Source organism: Phytohabitans aurantiacus (assembly GCF_027923225.1).
GTDB lineage: Bacteria > Actinomycetota > Actinomycetes > Mycobacteriales > Micromonosporaceae > Phytohabitans > Phytohabitans aurantiacus.
Genome location: NZ_BSDI01000038.1, coordinates 62,246 through 85,538, shown reverse-complemented (window position 1 = coordinate 85,538; position 23,293 = coordinate 62,246). Strand labels below are relative to the sequence as shown.

Here is a 23,293-nt window from a genome sequence, read left to right as displayed (position 1 = left end):
ACCGCAGCGATCTGGCACAACTGGCACACCGGCCAACCGATCATGCGATCCCTGACCGCCTACGACCACTGACCCCTTGGAATCGATCATCTAGACGCGCTCAACGCCGAGATCGCACGCCTTGACGGTTTGGCACAGGTTCCACCGGAGACCGCAGCGAGCCTGCGCGAGCAAGGCGTCTTCACCCGGCTCTGGGTGGACACCCTGGAGAACTTGGTCGGTGTGGTGGAGGCGCTCGGGTCCGCGGTATTCCGCGACGCCGTCGTCGACGCCGATCAGCGGCTCAACGGCAAGGGCAACGTCTTCCAACGGCTGGACCCCACGGCCGCGCTGTTCGTCGACGCCGGCTACCCGGACCTGCGCACCGTGGTCGATCCGGCAAGATGGCAGCGGCTCATCGAATTCTGGGCGACCCGGCACCTCTTCACCCACAACGATGGGCTCGTCGACGCGAAGTACCTCTCGAAGGTCCCGACCAGCACAGCGAGGATGGGGCAACGCCTGACGATCACCGAGGAACTCTGCCGTCAGGCCATCGCCGACACCGAGGCCCTGTGCCATGCACTCGCCGGCCTGACCTTGTCCTGAGTGCGGTTGGACACCTGCGGTATGAGTCGGCCGTGGACAGGCCGAAGGAGGATGGCGGTGGGGCGCTCCCCGGGACGGCGGGTGTGATCGGCGGAGGGAGCGAGGACGTTGCCAACCTGGTCCGCCTACGGCCGAGACCGCCACGCCGACCAAGCCGCGACGGCTGAGCACGGGTGCTGGCCTGATCCCGACCGGGCGTCCGTGCCTTCGCCTGGCGGTGAGCAGACACGCCCATTTCGTACGGTTGTTCGGTTCGTCGCAGCGGATCCGGTAGGCTGCGCGGCGCCAATACGGTGAGGGGGCTCAACGTTGCACTTGGTGGCGAACCGGTATGTCGTCAAGACCGACGCCGAGCGCGTTGGCGGTCAAGGCAAGATCGTCAAGGCAGTTGATGGAAATGACGGAGCCCATGTCGCACTGAAGCTGATCTCACGGCGTGACGCTGATGAGACCCAGAAAGTCTTCTTCCGCCGCGAGGTCGAAGCCCTCTACCGGTTGGATCACCCGAACATCGTCTCGCTGCTGGCCTTCGGCGAGGACGATCGCGAGGACGCGTTCTACCTCGTGATGCCGTGGTTCGACAGGAATCTGGTCGACCTCTTGCAGTCAGACGGGGAGTTGGGCTGGGACGATTTCGTTGAGCAGTGGGGGCTTCCGCTGGTCGAGGCGCTGGCACACGCTCATGAGCGGGATGTCGTCCACCGCGATGTCAAACCGGCGAACATCCTGATCGACGAGGACGGCACACCGAAGCTCGCCGACTTCGGCATTAGCAAGATCCGCAGCCAGATCGTCACGGAGCTGACCCTGGTTGAGCACTTCTCGCGTCCCTATGCGCCGCCGGACAAGCAGGGCATGGCCAACGCAAGCCGGGATGTCTGGGGCTTCGCCGCGACCGCGCTGCGCTGTCTGACCAGCGGCCCGTTCGACGACTATCCCGACATCCCCACGGCACTGGCCGACATCGATGTGCATCCGAAGGTCCACGAACTGCTCAAACAGTGCTTGAGTCAGGACCCGCAAGCCCGGCCACAGAATGCGGCCGTCCTGCGTAGCCTGCTGCGCGAGATCCAGTCTGGCCGCCAGCGCAGATTCTCGACGTACGTTCGCCATGCTCAGCTGCGGGTCAGCGACGACGCGGCCCGGCGCCTCGCGGCGCCTCCACTGGACCGCGACGCCACCGCCATCGAGCAGGCGCTATCTGGCGAACTGGCCCAGGGTAGCCATCTGGTGCGCTATAAGGACCCGGCAGGGCACGTCTCGGTCGACACGCTGGAGTTGATCGGGCGTCAGCGCCGTCTGCGACTGGCCGTGGTGAACGAACGTCCCGAGTTCGTCCTGACCAAGGTCAATGACGCCGACGACGGAGTTCTTGAAAGCATGCGCAGGCGCGCCTGGCCGGTCAGCGATCAGATCACGTGGACGTCGCGCCCGCAGCCGCCCACCGCAGCCCTTGAAGCCAAGGAGATGATCCTCGCCGGGGTCGACGACCACTACATACGCCTCGACGACGAGAAGCACCGTCAGGCCGAGAACGTCATATTCGACAAGTGGATCGACCTTCTCGACGCGAAAGAGAACCTGGAACTCGAACGGGAAACACCGCTGGCCTACAAGTCGATCGACATCGACGGCCGGCGTGTGAAGTTCTTCCTGCGCCAGCGCCCCGACTCAGACATTCTCGGCCAGGAACGGGTCTGCCGCGGACCAGCGGGCCGGCCCGTCGGCGGACCCGGCGTAGTCGTCGCGCAGGACGATACGACCATCACGGTCGCATATCCGAGAAAGATCAAGAGCCTGCCTCCCACCGGTGAGCTCGCGTTGCACATCGGGCCCACCGCTGCGGCCTTGCGCCGACAGCGTGACGCCGTCGTCAACGTCCGGGCAGGGATCTCCGTCCGCCCGCAGCTGCGTCAACTGCTTCTCGATCCCACTCGCATTGCCGGGCCCACCGTACGTGCGATCGGATCATGGTTCGGCACGGCGCTGGACGACGATAAGAAGACTGCTGTCGCCATGGCCATAGGCAGTTCCGACTTCTTCCTGCTGGAAGGACCGCCCGGCACCGGTAAGACCAGCTTCATCGCCGAGCTTGTACAGCAAGAGCTGGCCCGAAAACCCGACGCTCGGATCCTGCTGGTCAGCCAAACCCACGTCGCGGTCGACAACGCGCTCGTCCGCCTCGCCCAAGCCGGAGTGGACCACCTCGTCCGGCTCGGCAAAGACGACGATCCGCGCATTGCCGTTGAAGCCCGCGAGCATCTGCTCGACCAGAAGATGCCGGCGATGGTCCGTCAGGTTCGACAGCGGGCCGAAGCCGAACTGAAAAAGCGTGCCCGTGCCATCGGCGTAGATTTGGGCCATGTAGAGGGCGCCGCAGCGATCCTGGAGCTGATCGAGGCACTCCGTGACCTCGAAAGAACCAGGGTCCGACTCGAGACCGTCGCCGCCACGCCTGGCAGCTCCGGAGGGCAACTGCCTGACTTCGGCGAGCAGGACGCCGCCTCGCAGACGGCCTCGCTCAACGAACGAGTCCAAGCGCTCAGCGAACGGGTTGACGAACTTCGCGAGCGCGCGAACGTGGCTCTTGGCGGAGACTTGGAACTGCCGCAGGAGCTGACGCAGACGATCGCGCGGGACGCGTTTGACGCTGTCATCGGTGATGACGAACAGTTGCGCAAGCTCGTCGGGCTGCTGACGTTGCAGGCGGAGTGGTTCCAGCGGATCGAATCGGGACGCGAACTTGAGGGCGTCGTGCTTCGAGCGTCGCGGGTGGTCGCCGGCACTTGCCTCGGGTTCTTGTCGCACCCCGCCGTCCGCGACCTTGAGTTCGACTTGTGCATTCTGGACGAGGCATCGAAGGCGACCGCCACCGAGACGCTTGTGCCCTTGTCGAGGTCCAAGCGGTGGGTGCTGGTCGGCGACCCCAACCAGCTTCCGCCGATGCAGGAGGAAGTTCTTGACCATCCCGAGCTGATGCAGCGCCACGGCCTTGAGCGAGCCGATGTCGAGCAGAGCCTCTTCCAGCGGCTGCTCGACCACGCACCCACTGCCGCCGGGCACAGGTTAACCCACCAGTATCGGATGGTCGCCGGCATCGGTGACCTGGTGTCGGCCTGCTTCTACGACGGTCATCTGGTGTCGAAGTCGACACGCGCACTGCCCGGTTGGGAAGTCATTTACAGGCCCGTCACGTGGCTGGACACCGGCGCCATGGCCGACCGACACGAACGGGCGGACGGTACGAGCGTGGTCAACCATTGCGAGGTACGCATCATCCGCCGCGCGATCAAGAACCTGCGCACCGCTGTGGCCAAGCAGCTCATCGAGCCACCGGACGGCAAACCCCTGCGTGTGCTTGTTCTGACCGCCTACGGCAAGCAAATGGAGCAGCTACGCCGTGCCGTGGCGGGTCCGCTGTCGAAGGACCTCGAAATCGAGGTCAACACCGTCGACGCCGTTCAGGGCCGCGAAGCCGACGTCACCTTCTACTCCGTGGTCCGCAGCAACAAGAACCGCAAGTTGGGGTTCCTTGGACCGCTGCACTGGCGCCGGATCAATGTCGCCCTGTCCCGCTCCCGGTACGGCCTGGTCATCATCGGCGACGCCCCATTCTGCGAGTCGACGCCCGGCCCTCTGAGTAAGGTACTTACCCACATCCGGCGCCACAGCGCCACGTGCAGAATCGGAGCCGCGAGCAATGGCTGACGCCACCGTCATTGCGGCGCGCCGCTACAGCGAGCAGCACCCCGGCTACCAGCTGGCCTACGCCGGTGAGGTCGCCGTACCGGTGTCCCTCCTCACCCTCGACGTACTGGTTCAGAAGCGCAAACGGCTTCCCTTGGTCGATGAGTTCGTGCTCCGCTTGGCGGACCACGGCATCCACAAGATCGACAATATGGCTGCCGTGCTCGGCATCGACACCCCGACCGTCTCCGATGCCGTCGCCCATCAGTTGTCGGTCGAAACGGTCGAATATCGTCCGGACAGTCTCGGGGGCCGCAGGGTCCTGCTTACATACAGCGGCAAGCGGGCTGTCGAGGAACTCTCCACGGTCACGCCGCAGCGCACCGAACACCAGCGGGCTTTCGACCGCCTGTTGTGGAAGCCGATCCCACACGGCAGGCACGACCTGATCACCCGTGGCGATGCCGAAACGCAGGGCATGCTGGTGCTTCCATCCGCACGCACCGGAGAGGTGGCTACCGGTGACGTCACGCCACGGATGCTTAACCTGCTGCTGGAGCGAAGCCAGCAGGACGGCGGCCACTCGACGGTGGAAGTACTCAGCGTCGAGGCGATCATGCGCCAACCGCGGCTCCTCCTGCCCGCTGTGTTGCTGGTATACGTCTCGGACACGGCCGATGACCAGCGCTTCAACCTTGTCGTCGACGACAGCCTCAGCGAATCCCACGACAATGCGCTCCACCAGGTTGGAGGACTCGAACGAACCAAGATCCAGATTGCGCCGGCGGTCGGTGAACCGGTGGACTTACCCGCGCCGCTGCGCAAACAACGCGCGTCCTACGACGTTGTCCGCGACCTGCAACGCCGGGCCGATAACCCGTCGCCGGGTGACGAACTCGCGCCCACACAGACGGCGCCGGGCTCCAACCACCATGACAGCGTCACCGCACGTGCCGAGTTGGACGCACTGACCGTGCGCTCCGTGCCGTTGTTCGAGCACCGAGAACTTCTGATGACGGCGCTAGAGACCGCGCGGCACCGATTCCTGATTGCTGCACCGTGGGTGCGCGACGCCGTCGTCACCGACGACTTCCTGGCGAAGCTGGAAACAATGCTGCGCAGGTCGAGCCCGACCGTCCACATCGGCTACGGCCTCGGCCGGGACCTTGCGCACAGCGACAAGACCGCCGTTAACCGGCTACGCGGACTTGAGCGCCAATACAAGTCCCTTACCGTGGCCCACGTTCGCGATGCTCGGCCGAACATCCTGATCTTCGACGACACGTGGGTGAACAGCGGCTTCGACTGGCTTTCCTTCCGCGACCAGCCCACGCATACCTATCGACCCGAGGAAGGGACGCTGGTGCGCGAGAAGGCGTACGTTGACGAGCAATACAGCCGCTATGTTGATCTCTTTATGGGAGCCGACGCTGCCACTAGGCGCTGAGAGGCCGCCAGGATCTACGGACGCGCGTGCGTCAGCACCGTTTTTGCCCGTCACCGCCAGTCTGGGGACACGGGAGCACCGACCTTGATCGCTCCGAGCGCCGGGCACACCCGAGCCCCGCGTCCGGGCTCGGCCGCCGCTTAGTCCCGACGCAAGCCAATTCGTGGATCACCGTGTCGTGTCGTGTGGCGGCAGGGGTTTCAAGGCCGAAGGACCTCGCGGATCGCCACAAACAGGCCCACTGCGGTGCCGATGCCGACTGCCCACGCCGTGCTGTGAGCGGCCAGTAACCCGGCGGCTCCAGCGCCTGCAATCGCGGCGATCATGGTCCACCGCCGCGACCCGCCCTCGCCACGCGTCGATGAGCTATGTGTGTTGGTCATAGAACTGTTGACTCCTTCGTGGCAGAGAGGCTCTTTCGCGTTGCGCACCACCAGCAGACCAGCACCCGGCGGTCCGGTTCTCGACAAGCTCGCGGGGCTCCAAAGTCGACATCGGGCCGGTACGGTCGCATGCCATGGTCCGCAAACAGCCCAGCAAGGCCGATGCCGCCTTGATCGCCGCCGCCGGCGAGCGCGGAGCGGTCCCCACTCCCACCCAGCTCGAACGGTGGCGTGCCGCAGGCCTGCTATTCCGCAACGAGCAGCACGGCGCCGGGAAGGGCCGCGGAAGCGTCTCCACAGTTCCGGCCGAGGCGCTCGATCTGGTGGTTTGGCTCAGTGCACACGCCCGCCCGGGCCGCCGGCCCACGGACCTGGCGCTGGAGGCCTTCGGCGCCGGCCTCCCAGTACCGGAGTCCACCGTGCGCGGGGCGTGGCTTGCTGCAGCTACCGACTTCCGATCGGACGCCCTGCTGGACCCCGGAGAGGGTGCCGATCGCAGCGACTGGATCGCCAACGTCGCGGAGGAACTCGCCGCCAAGCACAGCGGCAAGAGCGTGCTGCTGCCCCAGCGTATCCGCGACATCGACGCCCGCATCGCCGCCGCGGGTATCCCCTTCTCGTTGCCCGAACTGGCCCCGTTCGATAAGGGCACCTACGACACCGAGCCGTACACCAGCCGCGACTTTCTTACTGCGGCTGTCTCCGCCGTCCTGGGCGGCAGCAGCGAGTTGTCTGAGGGTGACCTGGCCGCAGTCTCACGAGCATTGGCCCCGTCCGGTGCGGCCGTCCCGGTCGCGTCCATGCTTCAGTACCCCGACGAGGGCCCTCAGCTCTCCGACGTCAACGACGGCCACGGCTTGACCCTGCTGCCGGCCGGCGACGCTCGCGCCGACCTGGGCCGGATCGTGACCGAGTCGTCCCTTGCGCAGCTGTGGGCCGCCTGGCAGGCCGTCGACGACATGCACTGGTGGGCTGTGTCGCTGTGCGACACCGTCGAGGCTGAACTCGACGCGCTGGGCGCAGGCGAGCCCTTGCCGGACTGCCCAGGCTTGCAGCAGTGGTTCTTCGGCATCACGTTCGGCCTCAACCGGCTGCTGCTGCGCCAAGCCCTGCTGGAGCCGGCGCCGTCCACGAGGGCCCGAACGAGCACCGCGGTGATGCTGCTGTTCGTAGCCACCGGCATGAGCCGATTGCGGGTAATGGTGCCCGACGGCCAGTTCGAGTTGCTGCCAGTTCTCCTGCCGCCGTTCCTGTACCAACTGGCCGAATTCGTGGCTGTTGACCTGCCCGCCAGTCTGCGTCGCGCGGACTCGGACTGACCTGCACGCTCGCGCAGCACCTGATCCGTCAGCCGGTTGACGCCGTTCCGCAGACCGTGAGAGCCCTACCTGAGCGGACCGAGGGACGTGCGCCCGATTTCCCGAGTTTCTTTGTTGATCGCTGCCCCGCTGGGGATTTAAGGATTTTTGGTGGCTTTGGCTCGTGGGTTGCGGCCTTTGGGATGGCCCGGTGTTGGCGGGTCGACCCTTTCTGATCACGGGTTGACGCGCCCGGACATGTTTGTTCTTCGATCATTTGGGTCGGTCGGTGCCGGGCTGGGAGGGTTTCGGCGCGCTGTGAGAGCTGGCGAGGACGCCCGCGCCTTGCCGGCCGACCTGTCCCGGATGGAGCCGTCCACGCCAGTCGACGTGCCCACGGCGGCCAAGGCCGTCACACCCACCGCGGCGGTGGCAGCGACCGCCCATAGCCATCCTCGGCCTTGGCGCATTGGCACGCTCGTACTGAAGCTCCGCCGATCTTGAGCGCGTGGTCGCGATTGCGGCACCGGAGCTCGTTCACAGTGAGTGGGGGCGCGTGGAGGACGTACCGGTGATCAGGGTGAGCGCTTTAGCGGGCAGCGACAGGCTGGTCACGCTGATTCCTCCTCCGTGACGTCGTATCGGTCGTAGCTGGCTCATGTCGTGAGGGTTGTGGGAATGGCGATCCGGCGCGCGCCGGCTAACTCGGGACGAGTCAGGCCCTGCGTGCGTCGAGGCAGTTGGCCGGTCTGCGCGAACGCGGCGGTGGCTGCCTCCCACCATGCGCACGGTCCCGGCACATCACAGCTGCGGCACCGTCCGGTCGCGGTCAGAGTGATGTGTTCGTCGAGTGCCTGCTGTGCGGCCGCCGTCTGGGCGGCTTCGCTGGCGTAGAGAGTCGCCATGACGGACCTCCCGTTGTGGGGGATGCGTGTGGTGCCTGCCCGCCGCCTCGCCTGCTGGTGGCAGCGACGGCGGGCAGGAGTCAGCAGTGCCGGTTGGCGCCGGCGGTGTGGCTAGTCGCCGGGCTCGTGTCCGGTGGTCAGGTGCGGACCGGCGGCGACGAGCACTTCGCGGGCGAGGTCTTCGCGTAGCTTGGCGGGGATGGCCAGGGTGTGCCGGTCGGCGAAGGCGGCGACGGCCTGAGCGCCGATGGTGACCGCCGCATCTGGCAACGCCTCGGACGGCGCGTGGCGGCTGTCCGGGGCGGGTGCGGGAATCACAGCTCCTCCCGGATTTCGTTGATCAGGGCGATGGATTCGGTGTCGCCGTCGGCGACCTCGGTGGCGAGGGCGTTGAATGCCTTGCTGTACTCCTCCGCGCCGGCCTCGATCAGCAGTGCGCCGCCGATGTGGTCGACGAAGACGACCTCCGGGTAGGGCTGCGGCATCCGGTACAGGGTGAAGCCGCCCAACAGGCCAGGGTGGGCGGAGGTCTGCTCGGGCACGATCCGGATGTCGATGTTCGGGTGGTTGCGGACCAGGGTGACCAGATGCTCCAGTTGGGCCTTCAACGCCGCCCGCCCGGCGATCGGTCGGCGCAGCACCCGCTCGTCGACGACCATGTGCAGGCGTACGTCGCCGCTGCTGGTTAGCGCTTTGGCCCGTAGGGCGATGTCGTGTGCGCGTTTGTTTCCCTCGTTCGGGGACAGCGGCTTGTGGGGCCGGACGCGAGCCAGGACCTCGTCGAGGTAGGCGGCGGTCTGCACCCACTCCGGCAGCACCGTGGGGTTGTAGACGCAGATCTCCTCGGCTCGGTCGTGGATCCACCACCGGTCCGGCATCGGCCCCTGCTTGGTCTCCGGCTCGACCCCGTTGCGGTACCAGTGGTTCGCCCGGCCGGCGTTCGCGGCGAGCGCGACCAGTTCTTCGCGTTCGCGTTCGTCGTAGACGGCGTACATGTCCAACAGACCGGCCACGTGGTCGCGGCGGAACGGCCACTCCGCCCTCTCGTAGCGGGCCAGGGTGGAGAACTCCACTCCCAGGTAGCTGGCCACGTATTTGAGCGTGAGCCCGCGGTCGTCACGCAGCTTCCGCATTCGGACGCCCAGGAACTGGGCACGGATTGTCTGATCGAACTCGGATCGTTTCGTCGGCATGATCACCTTCCCGAAGTAGTAGAGAGTTGGTTGGCTAGTTCGGTGATGAAGCTGGCGGAGGCGCTTGACTCCAAAGCCGCGTAGCGCAGCCGTTCGAAGGCACGCAGGTGATCGGCTGCGCCTCTGCCCTCCAAGAAAAGTCGGCCTCCGAGGTACTCGATGTGCACCACCTGCGCCGGGGAGGGCTGGGGCAGGGTGAACAGCGTGAAGGCGCTACGTAGGTCCAACGGCTGCGGTGCATCGGCCGGCAGGACGTGCATGTGTACGTTCGGCAGCGTGGCAACCTGACGAAGGTGTTCGAGCTGGCCCGACCAGACCCGTTCGCCGCCGGTCTTGTGCCGCAACGCGCACTCATGCAGGGCCACCTGCAACTGCACAGGGTTCGGCTGTCGGCGTATGAGCTGCGATCGCTGTTCCGACATCCGCGTCCGCGCCGCGATGAGATCCGGCAGAACGTCCTTGTCCGAGGTCGCGTGGGCGTGCCGCTCGGCGTACTCGGCGGAGTGCAACAGCTCCGGAATGCCGACCGGGCTGTAGTGCTGGATCTTGATCGCTTCGGACTCCAACCACAGCAGGTCCGCGAGCGCCTCATCCGGAATTGCCCCGTCGAAGTCTGGCTGCGCATGCGATTGCCAGACCGCTTGCGCAAGGTGGAGCAACCGGTCTCGGTCGTGCGGGTCGAACTCGTGGTACACATCCATCAGCGCGACCACCTGCTCGCGGGTGAAGGCGTGTTGGCCGTGCTCGAACCGCTTCACCGCGCTGTAGTCGACGCCCAGGTACGCGGCGACGTACTTGATCGTCAGTCCACGCTGGTCTCTCAGTTCGCGCATGTGGTGGCCCAGCCATCGACTGCGCAACGACAGCGAATCGCCGTTCACAGCGTCGCCCCATCTGGACCGGCCGCCAGACTCTCCGGCGCCAGGATCATTGGTCCTGTCCGTCGTCGCTGCGATGAGCGTCGGGGGATACCCACCGCCTGGACGGCTGCCGCCACTGCGGCGCCGACAAGGTTGAGACGGCTGGTCGCGGGCGTCGCCGCGCAGATCAGCAGCTGCCACCGATCGAGCCGGTACCGGGTCAGCAGGCTTATCGTCATTACCCAGAGGCGGCCGCTGTGGCGGTGCATGATCGAGGGCGGCGACAGCGCGAGGCTCGAAGTTACGCTGGCCGTGGCGAGGCTCGTCAGAGCTGGGATCCGCGCCTGACATTCGGCTTGATCGAAAGCGCGAGCACCCATGTCGTCCTTCCTCAGACGTGTTGTGTTTGGCTCACCATCACCAGGAGCAACACAACCGGTCGTGGGGAAGCGATGTCAGGAGGAGCTGCCCTTGGCTAGTCGCCATGTCCCTAGGCGAACCGCTATCTGTGCAGCACAATGCCGATACACGGCAGTTGCAGATAGATTGATCTTCGTGGAACCAGAAGGCCGAGGGCGATGTGGCCGGTCAGAACGGCAGGCGGTGTACCGCCTGTCAGGGTGTGCTGAGCAGCTACAACGCTGCCGCCATCTGCGCGGCGTGCCTGCGCGAGGGCCCGGCCGTCCTCATCCCGCCGGTGCTGTGGTACCGGCCAGCCATGCGCGATGCGCTGGAGGACCACGACTTCGGGCGCGTATCTCGCCTGTTGCAGGAGTGGACGCCGCTGACTCAACGCCAAGTGGCCGAAATGATCGGCATGGAGCAGCCCGGTCTAAGCAAGATCGAGAACAACAAGCAGCGCGTACGTCATATCGGTGTTTTCTTCCGCTTTGTCGAAGGACTCGGTATTCCGCTCGAACTCGTCTTGCCGCCGGCGCTCCGGGCGGATGGCGGTCGTGATCCGATGAAACGTCGAGTCATGATCGCCGGAGGCGCGGGTATGGCTGCCGAGGCCATCTCGCTAGCGTCCAGCGAGGCTGGGGAGCGCCTGAGTCACCTGATCGACCAGGCTGACCAGGGGGATAGTGGTCGCAGGCCGCGGATTGGTCGAAACGACGTCCGAGATCTGCGCGACACTGTGGACGATCTGTACAACCTGGATGCCCGGCTCGGCGGTGACCGGCTGTGGCGCTTCGCGCTCGCCCAGCTGCGGCTGGTAGAGGTGATCTTCGACAACTTCACCTACAGCGACGCGATCGGCCATGACCTTCAAGGCATCATGGGCGAACTCAAGACCTCGGTCGGCTGGTACTCATTCGACGCCAACTTGCAGCAACAGGCTCACCAGAATCTGACTGAAGCGCTCAACCTGGCGTACATGACCAGCGACACTGTCCTCGTAGTGCGCACGCTGGCGAACATGGCCCGTCAAGCTGTTCACCTCGGGCGTTACCGGGAGGCCGTGGTCCTTTCCCAGCGTGGCTTGGAGAACGCCGGACGTTCGGTGACGCCCCGCATGAGGGCGCTCCTGGCCATCCGGGAGGCTCACGGATGGGCGGGCATGCGCCAAGAGCCTCAGTGTGATGACGCCATTCGGCGAGCGCGCGCTGAGTTTGAGCGTGGTTCGGAAGCAGGCGACCCAGAGTGGTTGTCGTTCTTCAGCGAGGCCGGCCTTCTGGGCCTGGAAGGAATGGCTCGGTCTGGTTTAGGCCAATACCAGGCTGCTGAGACGCTCCTTAAACGTTCGATCGGCCTTCGTTCGAAGGATGGGAGTCGGCGAAACCTCGGCATCGGGCTGGTCTATCTGTCTAAGAATTCGCTGCGTCAGAAGAATTATGCCCATGCCGGGCGCGTCGCCGGAAGAGCGGCCGCCCTCGCCGGTGAGATCACATCCGGGCGAGTACGCAGCGAGCTCGGCGACTTGGGGCGGAAGCTTTCACTGCATGACAACGTGCCGGAAGTGGCCGAGGCGCTGGAAAGGATCGTCGCGGTCAGCGGTGTCTCAGAAGGGAAAGGCCGTCCTCGTGGAACTCGCTCGCCTTGACGCCGAGCAGGCTCAGCAGTACGTACCGGAGTTGTTGGATCTCTACGCTGACGCATATGACGGTCCCCCTTGGGCGGGTAACCCGTTTTACTCCGTGGAGAGGTATGCCGAGCGTCTCCAAGACACCTTTGAGATGAAGGGCTTCGAGATCGTCAACGCGGTAGCGGATGGCGACCTTATCGGTACTTGCTATGGCGTGACGCTTCCTCCGACCGTCTCGTGGTGGACGGACCTTGATGCCTCGCTGCCAGCGGAATTGGCGAAGGCTGCCACCGAGGGACGCGTCTTCTGGCTCCGCCAGATGCTGGTTCGCAAGGCGCATCGCCGGTTGGGGGCGGGCCGGGCGATGCATGACCTACTTTGCAGCGGCCGCGACGAGGATTTCGTGACGCTCACTGTGATCATCAGCAACGAGCCTGCGCGATCCGCATACCTTTCCTGGGGGTATGAGGTGATCGGACGGATGCGACTGGCGCCAGAGAGCCCGATGTACGATGCGATGGCTCGGTCAATCCGTTCGGCACACCGGCCGAGCTGAACTGTTTCGAAAACCCCCGTAGGCGTTGATCGTCTGCGTTCCAGGCCTTGTCGCCGCCGGAAGTCGCTGCCGAGCCGCTCGTTGTAGACCGTCGTTGGTAAACACTGGTCGGCGGTGTCTGGGGTCAGGCAGGCGCAGCAGACCTCATCGTTACCATCGACTGCATGGACGCCGCTGTGATCGTAGCGCTCGGTTCCGCCGTTCTTGCGGCTGTCGTCGCTGTGGTTGTGCCGATCTGGACGTTCCGGAAGACCCTTGAACAAGACCGGATCAAATGGGTCCGGGACCAGCGCGCCCAGTTGTACGTGAACATGCTTATTGAGGCGCACGCCGAGAAGGTTTGGTTTCTCGGGAGGATGACCAAGGTCGAGCTTGCTTTGATCGAGTCGGAGGAGGGAGATGGCCGAGATTTCAGCGACGACGATCGGCTGCCCGACCTTCCCGATGTCCGTCTCGCTCCCATGGACCGTGCCAAGCTAGGCGCCCGGGGCTCAATCTTCGCCAGCCCAAAGGTTGCGGTCGCATTCAACAAGCTGCAAGGCCACATGCAGAGGGCGACCTTGTTGCTACCTGGTTCCTCGGGTGAAGCCCACATCGCGAAGTTCACGGCCGAGAAGCTGTTCGATGACCTTCAAGCGATTGTACGCCGAGAGGTGGGCGCTTGCGAGATTGAGCTCACTTACAAAGAGGAAGAAGAGTAACCGATAGGAACCGACGAAGTTCCTGATCTCCGCCGCCTGATGCCAATATCGGAGGCGGCGGCAATAAGATGAAGTCGATTCTGATGTCGCACCTATCGGCGGCGTCGAGGATAGCGTGGCCGTGTTTGTGGATGCCGACCACGCCACCGGAAGATCGCTTCGACCACAGCTTCAACGGGCTTGTCCGTCTAGTACAGCGATCGGTAAGCCGCTATTCTTTGCGTCAGGCTAGTATGCTGTGCTCAATTCTCAGAGTTGACACATTGAGGATGTAGCAGATGACGGACGCCAGCTTCACTATCGCGATAGTCTCGACGTTGATCTCATCCTTAGCGCTCGTCGGCGTTATGGTCAGCTTGCTGGCGCAAGTTCGACAACTTCAAGTTAACCGGCTTCAAGCATTTAGGGCGACGCAAGCCGAACTCATCAAGATGGCACTGGACGATCCAGCGCTTTTCGCGGATCCAGCAGATGCCTTGGCCGCGGATTCCGAGTCATCCCGGAGGCACGGTTTTCTGAATTGGCACATGAAGCACTTCCAGCTTGGATACGTCTTGGTGCGTTTAGTGAGGCCGGAGTGCGCGCCCAGACGTCGCTTCTTTTCGCTGTTCCCTCCCGACGCGATTGGTGGAAACTTGCACGCGGCTATTACCAAGTGGAGGCAAGGTCGAAGCGCGAACGCCATTTCTTCGAAATAGTGGATGAGGAATGCAACCGAGCCGCCCTGGGGTGGACCAATACGTCTGCGGCGACGACTGCAGGGTCGCACTGAGTCGCTTCCCGTACCACCCGCTTAGGCGGTAGAACTAGCGATCGTAAGCACTATCCGATAGGTTCGAACGAGATGAATGTCGCACTACTCTTTGACGCATCGGCTCCGTCACTCGGACCTGACTACGGCTACGCGGTTCTACGGCTGGTCCTGGGAACCGGCGTAATGCAAAGTCGCCAGACGCACACTCGCGTGTCAATCGGTGACATCCTGACGTGGTCACACAGAAGCGACCCGTCCTATCCTCAGTTGCTCAGCAGGGTGTACTCGCCATTGCGGTTCGACCGTCTGCATCGGATACGGTTGCGGGACGCGATGGCCGACTCAACGATCTTCTGCTGGCTGCTGCAAGCTATCAACGACGAGACCGCTGACGCAATGGACCATGCACTTAAGCACACAGAGGGATACTTGGGCGCCACGGATGTCTCTTTCGGTGACCCGGTTCAGCTGCATTTTTTCCGACAGTTGCTGCCGGAGTTTTATCGATTCCGTGGCTCAGTAGCATCTATTCTCTACACCGGAGGATCGAACCCAGACCCTGATATTGCCGAGAAGGAGATCATCGAGGACTCTGGCATGTCCGTCCGGTACGAGGACATAGGCGCAAGGAAGACGATGTTCGATCAGTACACCGATCTCGAGTATTTTCAGCGCATCGAATACGTCCTAGATGTCGCTAGCGGCTTGGAAGGGATCTCCGGTGAAACGGTATCGGAGTTGGCTCTGACGCTCGAGGAAATACACCCCCACCTGTTCAACATCCTAGCAGCAGCCATGCGCGCGATACACACCTCGCAGACGGAGGAAGACCTTGCCCAAGCGGCACTCTCTGGGCGCCGCTTCCTGGAAGCCTTGGCGAACTACTGGTTCCCTGCCCGCGAAGGGTTGATAAATGGCAGAAAGGTAGGTCTGCAGCAATACAGGAACAGGATTTGGGCGTATTTAACGGATGCAGCAAATAGTGCGGATCCTCCAGCGATCGATCGAGTTCCTGCTCTAGGTGCAAGGTTGGAGGAACTGGTCGAGGATTTCAACGCGGGACTACATGCCAAAGTCGAGCGGCAACGAATGGAGCGATCGTTTATCGGCCTGCTGATATGGCTGGATGCAGTAATCCGACTCAATCCAGATGCTGCGGTCCGACCATATCTTGCTTATGAATTTCAGATCATGGCGTATTGGGAGAAGCTTGCAAAACGGAATTTCGGCTAGGCTACCGGTAGCATGGTGCAGTCAGCGTTATCGCGCTATGGTCCGCATGACCGAGTGCGCACAACGCGGCACGACAGGACGGGGTGGGCGTGTTTGCGGATGCCCTCATACCGTCGCGGCCTCGCTCATTGACATGGCTTTTAGCAGGTCGGCCACCATTTGCGCCGACATGATGCCGCGCCCAAGCCTCGACGACTCCACGACGGCGCGCAAGATCCGCTCCTGTGTCAAGGTGAGTCGGGCTCTGGATGCGTTGTGGGCGAGTACCTCTCGCCCGGCGTATCCGTCTCGAGCCGTTACCGCCTCATCTAAAAGGCGCGTAGTGGCTTGGGAAACGTCGGCTTGATCGGCTCCGTCCGCGAGATCGACCAAGCTGAGGCCGACACGGGTGCGGAACACTACGAGTTCGGGCGCGGTGTCGAGCGCGAGGTAACGCTCCACCATCTCGTCGACAGCGGCGCCGACCGGCCTGGCGCTGGCATTGAGGCAGAACACCTTGAGGCAGGCGGCGACCGCTCCCTCCCATGGCTCGGAGATCGCGCTCGCCTCCAGGATCGCGAGCGCGGCGGCGGGATCGCCGGCCAGACAGTTGGCCAGGATGGCGACTTGCCGGCCATCCATGAGCCGATCGCCTACACCGCGATGCTGTTCGGCATGAGCCAGCGCTTCGGACCAGCGTCCGGCGGTCGCGAGGGCTCGTGTGCCCTCGGCAAGTACGACGGTCCACAACCACTGGCAGAGCGTGCGGTGGTCCTCGGCTGAGGCAGTGAAGCCCTGGAAGGACACCTGTCGGCCGTCGATCAAGCCCTTCGTAGCGGATCTGACGGCCCGGTACAAGGTGTCAAGCAGCGAGTACGCGCTCGCACCATCGCCGTCCCGGATGTGGAGCCGAGCAAGATTGACGATCGGCTCAAGCGCATGCCGTGCGGACGGCGCGTCCAGTGGCCGCGCGCGCATGTAGACATCGAACTGGCGCCAGCACAGCGTCCTGGCGAGGTCGGGCATGCCACAGTCGCTGGCGATCAAGGCGGCGAGGTTGCTGGCCGAGGCGGCACGAGCCAGACGGTCACCCTCCCCAGCCCGGGCGGCCCGTGCAAGCTCGCCCACCTGCTTTACCCGCTCCTCAAGCGCAAGGCAGGCCGGCCGAGGGCGGGCAACGAGAGGAAACCGCCTCGCGATCCGGTCGAGATCCACCATCTCAGCGCCAGGAGACGATGAGGTCGTTGTGTGGCGTGGCGACGACGAACGTGCCCGGTGCATCTTCGGCTGGTGCTCGGACACCAGATGGCAGGAGCTCGAACTCGACCGGCAGGGTGCGGTAGTCCTGGTCCCAGGTGCGGATGGCGTCAGCGACGCGGCTGGTGAGCTGATCACCATCGGGGCCATGACCGATGACGCCGACCTCATACAGCCGTCCGGTTCCATCGGGCGCCGGCGTGGAACGCAGGGTGAGGTAGGCCAGGGAGCTCTTGTCGACGGTCGCCATGGCGCCCCAACCGAACTGGGGCTCCACCATGCCGCTGTCGACGGCGGACGGTTGGACCGTCATGCGGCTCAGGGCCGTGTCCAGTGAGAGGGTCAGGTAGAGGTCCATCCACTCCATCGACTCCTGCCCGCGGAATCGCACCGACGTCCACGTTTCGCCGCCGGGCTGGCGGAGAACGCCCTCCAGGGCCGCCTCGTCGACTGCCTGCTCCTGGTGGGCCTGAATGATGACGCCTTCGTCGGCGAGCGTGACCAGGCGCCGGGGGTCGTCGGCCACCCCGCCGCGGAGCGGCATGAACGAGCACATCTGGCTGGAGCTGCTGCGCCAGTGGCCGGGCCCGTCGTGCTCGAACACGATGGACCGCGAGATGCTGCCACGTATCCGCAGCGGGGCCACGAGCCGGCCGTGTGGGGCGAGCTGTTCCTGCCACGCCGGCGGGGGCGTGCCCCAAGCGCCAACGGTGGCGATGATGCGGTCGTACGGCGCGTCCGGCGGGTAGCCGAGCGCACCGTCGCCGAGGACGACGCGGACGTTGCGGATGCCAGCTGCCTCGAGACCCGCACGTGCGCCATCCACAAGGTCTTCGTCGACGTCGATCGTGGTGACATGGCCGCCCTGGCCTGCCAGGTACGCGAGGAGTGCGGCGTTGTAACCGGTGGCGGCGCCGATCTCCAGGATCCGGTTGCCGGACTCGACCTGGAGCTGTTCGAGCATCATCGCGACGATCGTCGGTTGCGAGGCGGCGCTGATCGACACAGCGCCGTCGTGCTTGGTGTAGACCGGTTCGTCGGCGTACGCCTGCTCGATCGGTACCTGTGGGAGGAACACGTGGCGCGGCACCGCACGAAGCGCGGCCTCGACGCTCGCGGTGTGTACGGTTCCTTGCTCGTGGAGCTTGCTGACGAGCGCGTCGCGCAGTTCGGCGGCGTGTTCGGCGACGGGTTTTTCGGTCATATCGGTCGTCACCGTGCCGACCCTAGTGGGACCTACGCTCGCCCCGGTCGTCGACACGGCGTCGTCTGGTTCTCCCATGATTACCTCTCTCGCGAGTCTGGCCAGGGTGCTCTGCTCGGTGGCGGGCAAGCCGAGTCGGTTCCAGCTGAAGAGCACGTGGTGGGTGAGGACGGCTCGTATGCCGCGCTCCAGCACACCAGTGCGGGCAAGGTCGGCCAGTTGATGTCCGGCTCGCTCGTAGGCGGCGATCCAGTTGTCGATCGTGGCCAACGGTCCCACCGTCACCAATGGATGTACGTCGACGGTCATGAGGTGGCGCATGTGGCGGTTCAGGCGCGCGGCCGGCGGTTCGTCGGTGCCGGGCCGGTGCTGCCCGACTCTGGCCCAGACGTCGCCTTGCTCGTACCAGTCCAGCCCGGCGGCGCGCATCAGCGCGCTGCACAGTAGGACTCCGAGTTCTCTGCGCCCAAGAACTGGCTGCCTGCTCAGGTAGTCGAGGACGTGGCGGCTGTCGCGGTCGAACAGTTCGTGGGCGACGGTCATACCGGCGCTGCCGCCGAACGCGACCTCCTCCGGTTCATAGATTCCCGCCGTCCAGCCGCAGATGTGCCGCTCGCTCGCCAGCTTGTCCAAGAGGCGTTCGAGCGGTGCGCGGGCGCTGTGTCCGGTTGGGCGATAGCGCAGCCGCCAGCACGGGCCTTTGCGGATGAAGAACCACTCGGTGATGGAGCCGTTCGCACGGGCTGTCGCGAGTGCGGGGTGGAGGTGGTCAACGGCGACGCGTTCGGCGGTTCGCCGGTCGCGGTCGGCGAACTCGATGATGGCCTGTGGCCAGGTTCCCGGTTCCACCGGTTCCTCCCTCCTGGTGGTCACCTGATCAGTAGGAAAGCGTCCCAGCCAGAGGGCGGTGGCGCGTCCGTGCGCAGAGCGTGCAGGGCCAAGGCGATGCCTGCGGCTCCTTCGAGCAGTCCGACGTCGCCACCCGAGGCTGCCAGGCGCTCGGTGGTGCCAGAGAGGACCGAGTTGAGCAGCCACGGCACGCAGGCGGCGAACTGTGGAGTGATCGCGTCGGCGTCGGCGCACCGCAGGATGTGCATCAGCCCGGCGTACCCGTGGCACAGCGACAGGTCGGTGGTCGCGGCGAGTTGCCGTGGATCGGTCATCGCGCTGAGCAGCGCGTGCTCGGCCATCCGTTGTTGGCTGGTGTCACCGGTTGCTAGGGCGGCGAGTTGCTGGGCGCGGGCGAGCCCGGCGGTGCCGTAGCACCAGGACGGGCGCGACGGCCCCGACAAGGCGTGGGTCCGGGTGCTCAGCTGCGTCAGAGTCAGCCAGTACGGCCACCACGGGCGCGTCTTGCCGCCTTGACGCCACCGGTCGAGCCAGGCGCAGATCCGTTTGATCGCCTTGGTCTGACCGGCCACCTTGACACCGTTGACCATCGCGAGCGCCAGCAGCGCCAGCGGGCCGCCGACGCCGTGCGCCATGCCATTGTTGCCGTGGCCACCCGGAAAGCTCTCGGAATGCCTGCCGGATGGAGCCTGCCGGGTCCACCAGCCCGGCACCGACTCCCCGCGGTCGGTTATCGGCTCGGTCAACCGGACCAGGTAGTTCAGGACGGCGCGCAAGAGATCCCCGTGCGGGTCGCTGCGCAGTAGGTGGGCGCCGAGGCCGGTCAGGCCGCGAATGGCGTCGAACTCCGCCAGCGCGGGCAGCTGGCCACGGTCGATGCGCGCGTGCGCGTGCTGCAGGCGGCGCCGGGTGGAGGTGGCCACCCGTCGGTCGAGGGTGTCGAGTGCTCGTGCGTAGCGGCCATGCTCGTCGGCTGCGGCACGCAGGGCGTAGGCCAGAGCTGGCGCGCCGTAGTGAAGATGGCTGTCGTCTCCGGCCAGGACTTCGCCGCCAGCGGCGGCCGCGAGCCAGTCGTGGGCACGCTGCCATGGTCCAAGACCAGCGCGGGCACGTTCGATGTGCAGTAGGGCAACGCCTGCGGCGCCGTGCGCCAAGGACTGTGGCCACCAACCGTTCGGCACCTGTACGCCATGGCGGGTCGACGGTGACGCCAACCGATCGGCGATCGCGTCGGCCACGGAGCTGGCGGTTTCCAGCAGCGCCGTGGTCATGTGCCAGTCCTTCCAGAGCGCGCGTTCCACGCGAGGGCTGCCGAGCGGGCCAGGCGTAGGCAGGTGCGCTCGTCGTCACGGTCGATGCCAACCGCTCTGATGTGGTGGGCGTGCAGCAACGAGTCCAGGACGATGTCCTGGCTGATGCCGTCGTTCGCGTCCAGCAGCGCGCGATACGCGGCCAGGGCGTGGCGGCGGGGCTCCCACGCCGCGGAGATCGCGTGTCCGCCGGGAGCTGCGCGAAGATGCGCCCAGTCGTCGGTGGGATCGGCCAGCCGCACGGCCTCGTCGAGAACGGTCCGGGCTGGAGCCGCGGTCGTGTCGGTCCTCGCGTACCTGATTAGCCAGTCCATGCCAGCGCTCGTACCGCCGTGGAAGGCGGTGGAGATCGCCACGAAGTGGGCGGCCGTCAGGGCCTGCCGAGCCGACCGCGACGGCTGGGAGAACTCGGTGACCAGCGCGCGTGAGTCGGCGCTGAATACCGCCTCGGCCGCCACCATCAGGGGACCGCTGCCCCACCGCCCCATCTCCGGGTAGTACGCGGTGAACTGCACGTCTCCCAGCAGACCCAGCCGGCGCAGCCGACCCGCCCAGACGCTGACCCGCCCCGCAGCGGGCCCGAACTCGTTGGCGTCGGCGAGCAGGATGCGAAGGCGCAGGTGCGGATGCGGGTCGCGATAACGGATGTACCACCACAGCGGCGGCTCGCCCCATTCGGACAACAGGGTCGGCAACTGCGAGGCCAGGATCTCAGGCTGCCGTTCGGGATGCCCGTACAGCTTGGCGTACAGCCACCTGGAGGCGCCGGGCAGGTGCCCGTGGTCTCGGCCGAACAGCCGGGCCGGGCTGACCAGCGGCGCAGGCTGGTGCGCGGTTCGGGTTGCCGTCAGCGGGACGACGACCTCGTGGGCGCGGCCGCCGAACCACCCGAACGCTTCACGGCCGGGCGCCTCGGTCAACACCGCTCGCCCGGAGCGCTCCAGGTGATCGCGCAACAGAGCGGTGTGGCTCGGCTCGGAGAGGTCCAGTGGCAGGCGTTGGTCTGCCTCAGTCAGGTAGACGTGGTCAGGCAGGCGGCGCCGGGCGCGCCACCCCGCCAGGGCCTCCTGCCACCGCGCCCACGGCGCATGGCGTCCGCCGAACTCGGCCTGATCGAGCAGCCACCGAGCCGGCGCCAGAATCGTTCGCCTGTACCGTAGCCGCGGCAACACGGGCAGATGGGCGGCCGCACCCCAATCGAAGCCGGCGAACACGGCGGCCTGCGCTCGCCCCACTTCGACGAGAAACCGCGCCAACGGCGAAGCGTGCACCCGCAAGTCGAGGGCATGCAGCATCGTCGGCTCCAGCAGCCGCCCGTGAGCGAGCGAGGCCAGATAGAGGCGTTCGCTGTCGCACCCCACGACAATGTCCTCAAGCCGGATCACGCCGTCGCCGGAACCGCGCTGCTCGGCCACGCTGATCCCGGCCGGTAGGAACTGGGGAGCACGCGCGACGTGGCCGGCCCGCGCGAGAAATGGCGGGATCGACACCTGTACCGACAGTGCGTCGGGGTTGCCAGTGGGCAGCCGCGCGAACGTGGCAGTGAATCTCTCCTGGCCGAGTAGTTCTACGAAACGGCCGCTCATCGTGCCGACACCACGGGAGACGCTCACGACGGCCAGCTCGAATTCGCCGCAGGCGATTGCGGCTTGCGATCGGGCATGGACCTGGAAACACAGCTCAGCGTGCGGCTGTAGCCGTGCCCGCTCAAGACGCTGGTGCGACAGTTCGGCGAGCAGGCGCTCGTCCAGGACGATCTCGTCGCAGCCGTCCAAAGCTGCGGACTGTGCCAGCGTCAGCAGCCGCGCGTCGCGATCGTCTATCGATCTCGCCGGCTCCGGCCCAGCGCCCTGATACCCGTCCGGGAAACCAAGCCCGACGTCCGGGTCGACGACGTCCAGCACCGGAACAAGCGCCCCGATCCCGTACCGCTCGAAGAACCGGTTGTGGTAGCTCTGCCACGCGATCGGTCCAGACGGGTACGCGGTCAGGCGCACTAGCGCCGACGCGGCGATCGCGGCCTCGCGCATGACCTGCCAGGGCAGGACGAGCGTGCAGTCCAGGTGCAGGTCTACGGCCAGCGGCTGACGCGCGGTGGCTGTAACCGCCCTCATCTGGTTTGTGGCTGCCGTTCCGATATCCCGCCGTTGTGAGCCGGCCTGGTTGTGCTGGAGCAGCGCGGCGCGGATCTCCCGCAACCGGTCGACGAGATCGGCCAGCTGCGAGATCTCACTTGCCCGCACGGCGTCGAGCTGCTCCAGGAGGTGGCCGAAGGCATCCGCGACCGTGCTGGGCGCGTGAAGGCTGGTGATCAGCGCGCACCGGCTGACCAGGTCGGCCAGCAGGTCCCGGATCCTGGTTCGGGGCGTGGTGGGGAAGTCTGCCGCCAGTTTCGCCGCTAGCACCTCGCCCCGAATCGGCGCTGTAGCTGCCTCCACCACCAGACGGACCGCCGCTGTGTTGCGGATCGACACGTCCACCGCGACGACGCGGTCGTCGGTGCGCACCTCTGGCTGGAACGGCACGACCAGGCGATCGCCGCGAACGAAGGCGGTGTCGTTGGCCGACAGCGACAATCGCTCAAGCAGTTCCGGGCACGCTTCGAGTCGCGCGACGACATCCGACAGCCAGGACCCGTCGGCCGAGGCGACGGCATGGTGCCGGTCACCCCAGCGTACGACGAGCTTGGAATCGAAGGACGCGGGAGCCACGCCAGCGAACAGTCCGAACGGCGTGGCCCGCCCCATCATCCGCAACAGGTACCTGGTCAGGGCGAACACGGTCCGGCGTATCTGGCGAGCGCTCCGGCGCCGCCCACCACATACCGCTGCCACCTCGTCCGCGAGCGCGGGACTGGCGTGCTCGACCGCCTCGACAACCGCATCCACCGCCCAGATGCTCCGCAGCCACGCGCGCCACTCCTCTACGTGGGCGGTGCTCTCGCCGGTCAGGTCCGGCCAGGGCGGCAGCGGCAACTCGACATGCTGAGCGGCACGTACGACCGCGCTTTCGCCGCATCGGTACAACGGCTGGCCAATCCGCGAGTCCAAGCGTCTCTCACCC

Annotated in this window: 17 protein-coding genes and 1 pseudogene; 9 read left to right on the top strand and 9 right to left on the bottom strand. The window is 65.7% G+C overall.

Annotated features, from left to right (window positions below):
- Window positions 1–129: 129 nt before the first annotated feature.
- From QMG73_RS31110 to QMG73_RS31095, 4 genes are all read left to right on the top strand, one after another.
- Window positions 130–588, top strand: a complete 459-nt coding sequence (locus QMG73_RS31110) for a hypothetical protein (RefSeq protein ID WP_281901610.1) — start codon at window positions 130–132, stop codon at window positions 586–588.
- A gap of 318 nt (window positions 589–906) precedes the next feature.
- On the top strand, window positions 907–4,296 hold the full coding sequence (locus QMG73_RS31105) for a serine/threonine-protein kinase (protein ID WP_281901609.1): 3,390 nt from the start codon (window positions 907–909) through the stop codon (window positions 4,294–4,296).
- Window positions 4,289–5,722, top strand: a complete 1,434-nt coding sequence (locus tag QMG73_RS31100; protein ID WP_281901608.1) for a phospholipase D-like domain-containing protein — start codon at window positions 4,289–4,291, stop codon at window positions 5,720–5,722. Before QMG73_RS31105 ends, QMG73_RS31100 begins: the two co-directional genes overlap by 8 nt.
- A 517-nt stretch (window positions 5,723–6,239) precedes the next feature.
- A complete protein-coding gene (locus QMG73_RS31095) occupies window positions 6,240–7,424 on the top strand; it encodes a hypothetical protein (protein WP_281901606.1) in 1,185 nt (394 codons plus the stop codon).
- Window positions 7,425–8,059: 635 nt separating this feature from the next.
- Here QMG73_RS31095 and QMG73_RS31090 read toward each other — a convergent pair.
- From QMG73_RS31090 to QMG73_RS31070, 5 genes are all read right to left on the bottom strand, one after another.
- Entirely contained in the window at window positions 8,060–8,308 is a 249-nt protein-coding gene (locus tag QMG73_RS31090) for a hypothetical protein (RefSeq protein ID WP_281901603.1), read from the bottom strand.
- Window positions 8,309–8,419: 111 nt separating this feature from the next.
- Entirely contained in the window at window positions 8,420–8,626 is a 207-nt protein-coding gene (locus QMG73_RS31085) for a hypothetical protein (protein WP_281901602.1), read from the bottom strand.
- Window positions 8,623–9,501: a helix-turn-helix domain-containing protein gene (locus QMG73_RS31080; protein ID WP_281901600.1), complete on the bottom strand. Its 879-nt coding sequence runs from the start codon at window positions 9,499–9,501 to the stop codon at window positions 8,623–8,625. The genes QMG73_RS31085 and QMG73_RS31080 overlap by 4 nt, the downstream gene beginning before the upstream one ends.
- Window positions 9,502–9,503: 2 nt before the next feature.
- On the bottom strand, window positions 9,504–10,382 hold the full coding sequence (locus tag QMG73_RS31075) for a helix-turn-helix domain-containing protein (protein ID WP_281901599.1): 879 nt from the start codon (window positions 10,380–10,382) through the stop codon (window positions 9,504–9,506).
- A complete protein-coding gene (locus QMG73_RS31070; RefSeq protein ID WP_281901597.1) occupies window positions 10,379–10,600 on the bottom strand; it encodes a hypothetical protein in 222 nt (73 codons plus the stop codon). The genes QMG73_RS31075 and QMG73_RS31070 overlap by 4 nt, the downstream gene beginning before the upstream one ends.
- Before the next feature lie 383 nt (window positions 10,601–10,983).
- Here QMG73_RS31070 and QMG73_RS31065 point away from each other — a divergent pair, with 383 nt between their 5' ends.
- From QMG73_RS31065 to QMG73_RS31045, 5 genes and pseudogenes are all read left to right on the top strand, one after another.
- On the top strand, window positions 10,984–12,405 hold the full coding sequence (locus QMG73_RS31065; RefSeq protein ID WP_281901596.1) for a helix-turn-helix domain-containing protein: 1,422 nt from the start codon (window positions 10,984–10,986) through the stop codon (window positions 12,403–12,405).
- Window positions 12,386–12,943 (top strand): GNAT family N-acetyltransferase, encoded by a 558-nt coding sequence (locus QMG73_RS31060; RefSeq protein WP_281901595.1) that lies wholly within the window; start codon window positions 12,386–12,388, stop codon window positions 12,941–12,943. Before QMG73_RS31065 ends, QMG73_RS31060 begins: the two co-directional genes overlap by 20 nt.
- A gap of 164 nt (window positions 12,944–13,107) precedes the next feature.
- Window positions 13,108–13,644 (top strand): hypothetical protein, encoded by a 537-nt coding sequence (locus QMG73_RS31055; RefSeq protein ID WP_281901594.1) that lies wholly within the window; start codon window positions 13,108–13,110, stop codon window positions 13,642–13,644.
- A gap of 278 nt (window positions 13,645–13,922) precedes the next feature.
- Window positions 13,923–14,416 (top strand): annotated as a pseudogene (locus tag QMG73_RS31050) (DUF6082 family protein).
- A gap of 315 nt (window positions 14,417–14,731) precedes the next feature.
- On the top strand, window positions 14,732–15,631 hold the full coding sequence (locus QMG73_RS31045) for a hypothetical protein (RefSeq protein WP_281901591.1): 900 nt from the start codon (window positions 14,732–14,734) through the stop codon (window positions 15,629–15,631).
- A gap of 105 nt (window positions 15,632–15,736) precedes the next feature.
- Here QMG73_RS31045 and QMG73_RS31040 read toward each other — a convergent pair whose 3' ends face one another.
- The 4 genes from QMG73_RS31040 to QMG73_RS31025 are packed head-to-tail and all read right to left on the bottom strand — an operon-like array spanning window position 15,737 to window position 23,205.
- Window positions 15,737–16,828: a hypothetical protein gene (locus tag QMG73_RS31040; protein WP_281901589.1), complete on the bottom strand. Its 1,092-nt coding sequence runs from the start codon at window positions 16,826–16,828 to the stop codon at window positions 15,737–15,739.
- A 1-nt stretch (window position 16,829) separates the two neighbouring features.
- Window positions 16,830–18,920 (bottom strand): methyltransferase, FxLD system, encoded by a 2,091-nt coding sequence (fxlM, locus tag QMG73_RS31035; protein WP_281901587.1) that lies wholly within the window; start codon window positions 18,918–18,920, stop codon window positions 16,830–16,832.
- Between the two features lie 20 nt (window positions 18,921–18,940).
- The gene (locus tag QMG73_RS31030) at window positions 18,941–20,191 is read right to left on the bottom strand and encodes a lanthionine synthetase C family protein (RefSeq protein ID WP_281901585.1); all 1,251 of its coding nucleotides are present in this window, start codon (window positions 20,189–20,191) and stop codon (window positions 18,941–18,943) included.
- A complete protein-coding gene (locus QMG73_RS31025) occupies window positions 20,188–23,205 on the bottom strand; it encodes a lantibiotic dehydratase (protein ID WP_281901583.1) in 3,018 nt (1,005 codons plus the stop codon). The genes QMG73_RS31030 and QMG73_RS31025 overlap by 4 nt, the downstream gene beginning before the upstream one ends.
- Window positions 23,206–23,293: the final 88 nt, after the last annotated feature.

Excerpts from the sequence above, each read along its gene's own strand:
- QMG73_RS31040 (WP_281901589.1), bottom strand. The coding sequence starts at position 16,828 with ATGGTGGATCTCGACCGGATCGCGAGGCGGTTTCCTCTCGTTGCCCGC.
- QMG73_RS31100 (WP_281901608.1), top strand. The coding sequence starts at position 4,289 with ATGGCTGACGCCACCGTCATTGCGGCGCGCCGCTACAGCGAGCAGCAC.
- QMG73_RS31090 (WP_281901603.1), bottom strand. The coding sequence starts at position 8,308 with ATGGCGACTCTCTACGCCAGCGAAGCCGCCCAGACGGCGGCCGCACAG.
- QMG73_RS31080 (WP_281901600.1), bottom strand. The coding sequence starts at position 9,501 with ATGCCGACGAAACGATCCGAGTTCGATCAGACAATCCGTGCCCAGTTC.
- QMG73_RS31030 (WP_281901585.1), bottom strand. The coding sequence starts at position 20,191 with ATGACCACGGCGCTGCTGGAAACCGCCAGCTCCGTGGCCGACGCGATC.
- QMG73_RS31070 (WP_281901597.1), bottom strand. The coding sequence starts at position 10,600 with ATGACGATAAGCCTGCTGACCCGGTACCGGCTCGATCGGTGGCAGCTG.
- QMG73_RS31045 (WP_281901591.1), top strand. The coding sequence starts at position 14,732 with ATGGCCGACTCAACGATCTTCTGCTGGCTGCTGCAAGCTATCAACGAC.
- QMG73_RS31095 (WP_281901606.1), top strand. The coding sequence starts at position 6,240 with ATGGTCCGCAAACAGCCCAGCAAGGCCGATGCCGCCTTGATCGCCGCC.
- QMG73_RS31055 (WP_281901594.1), top strand. The coding sequence starts at position 13,108 with ATGGACGCCGCTGTGATCGTAGCGCTCGGTTCCGCCGTTCTTGCGGCT.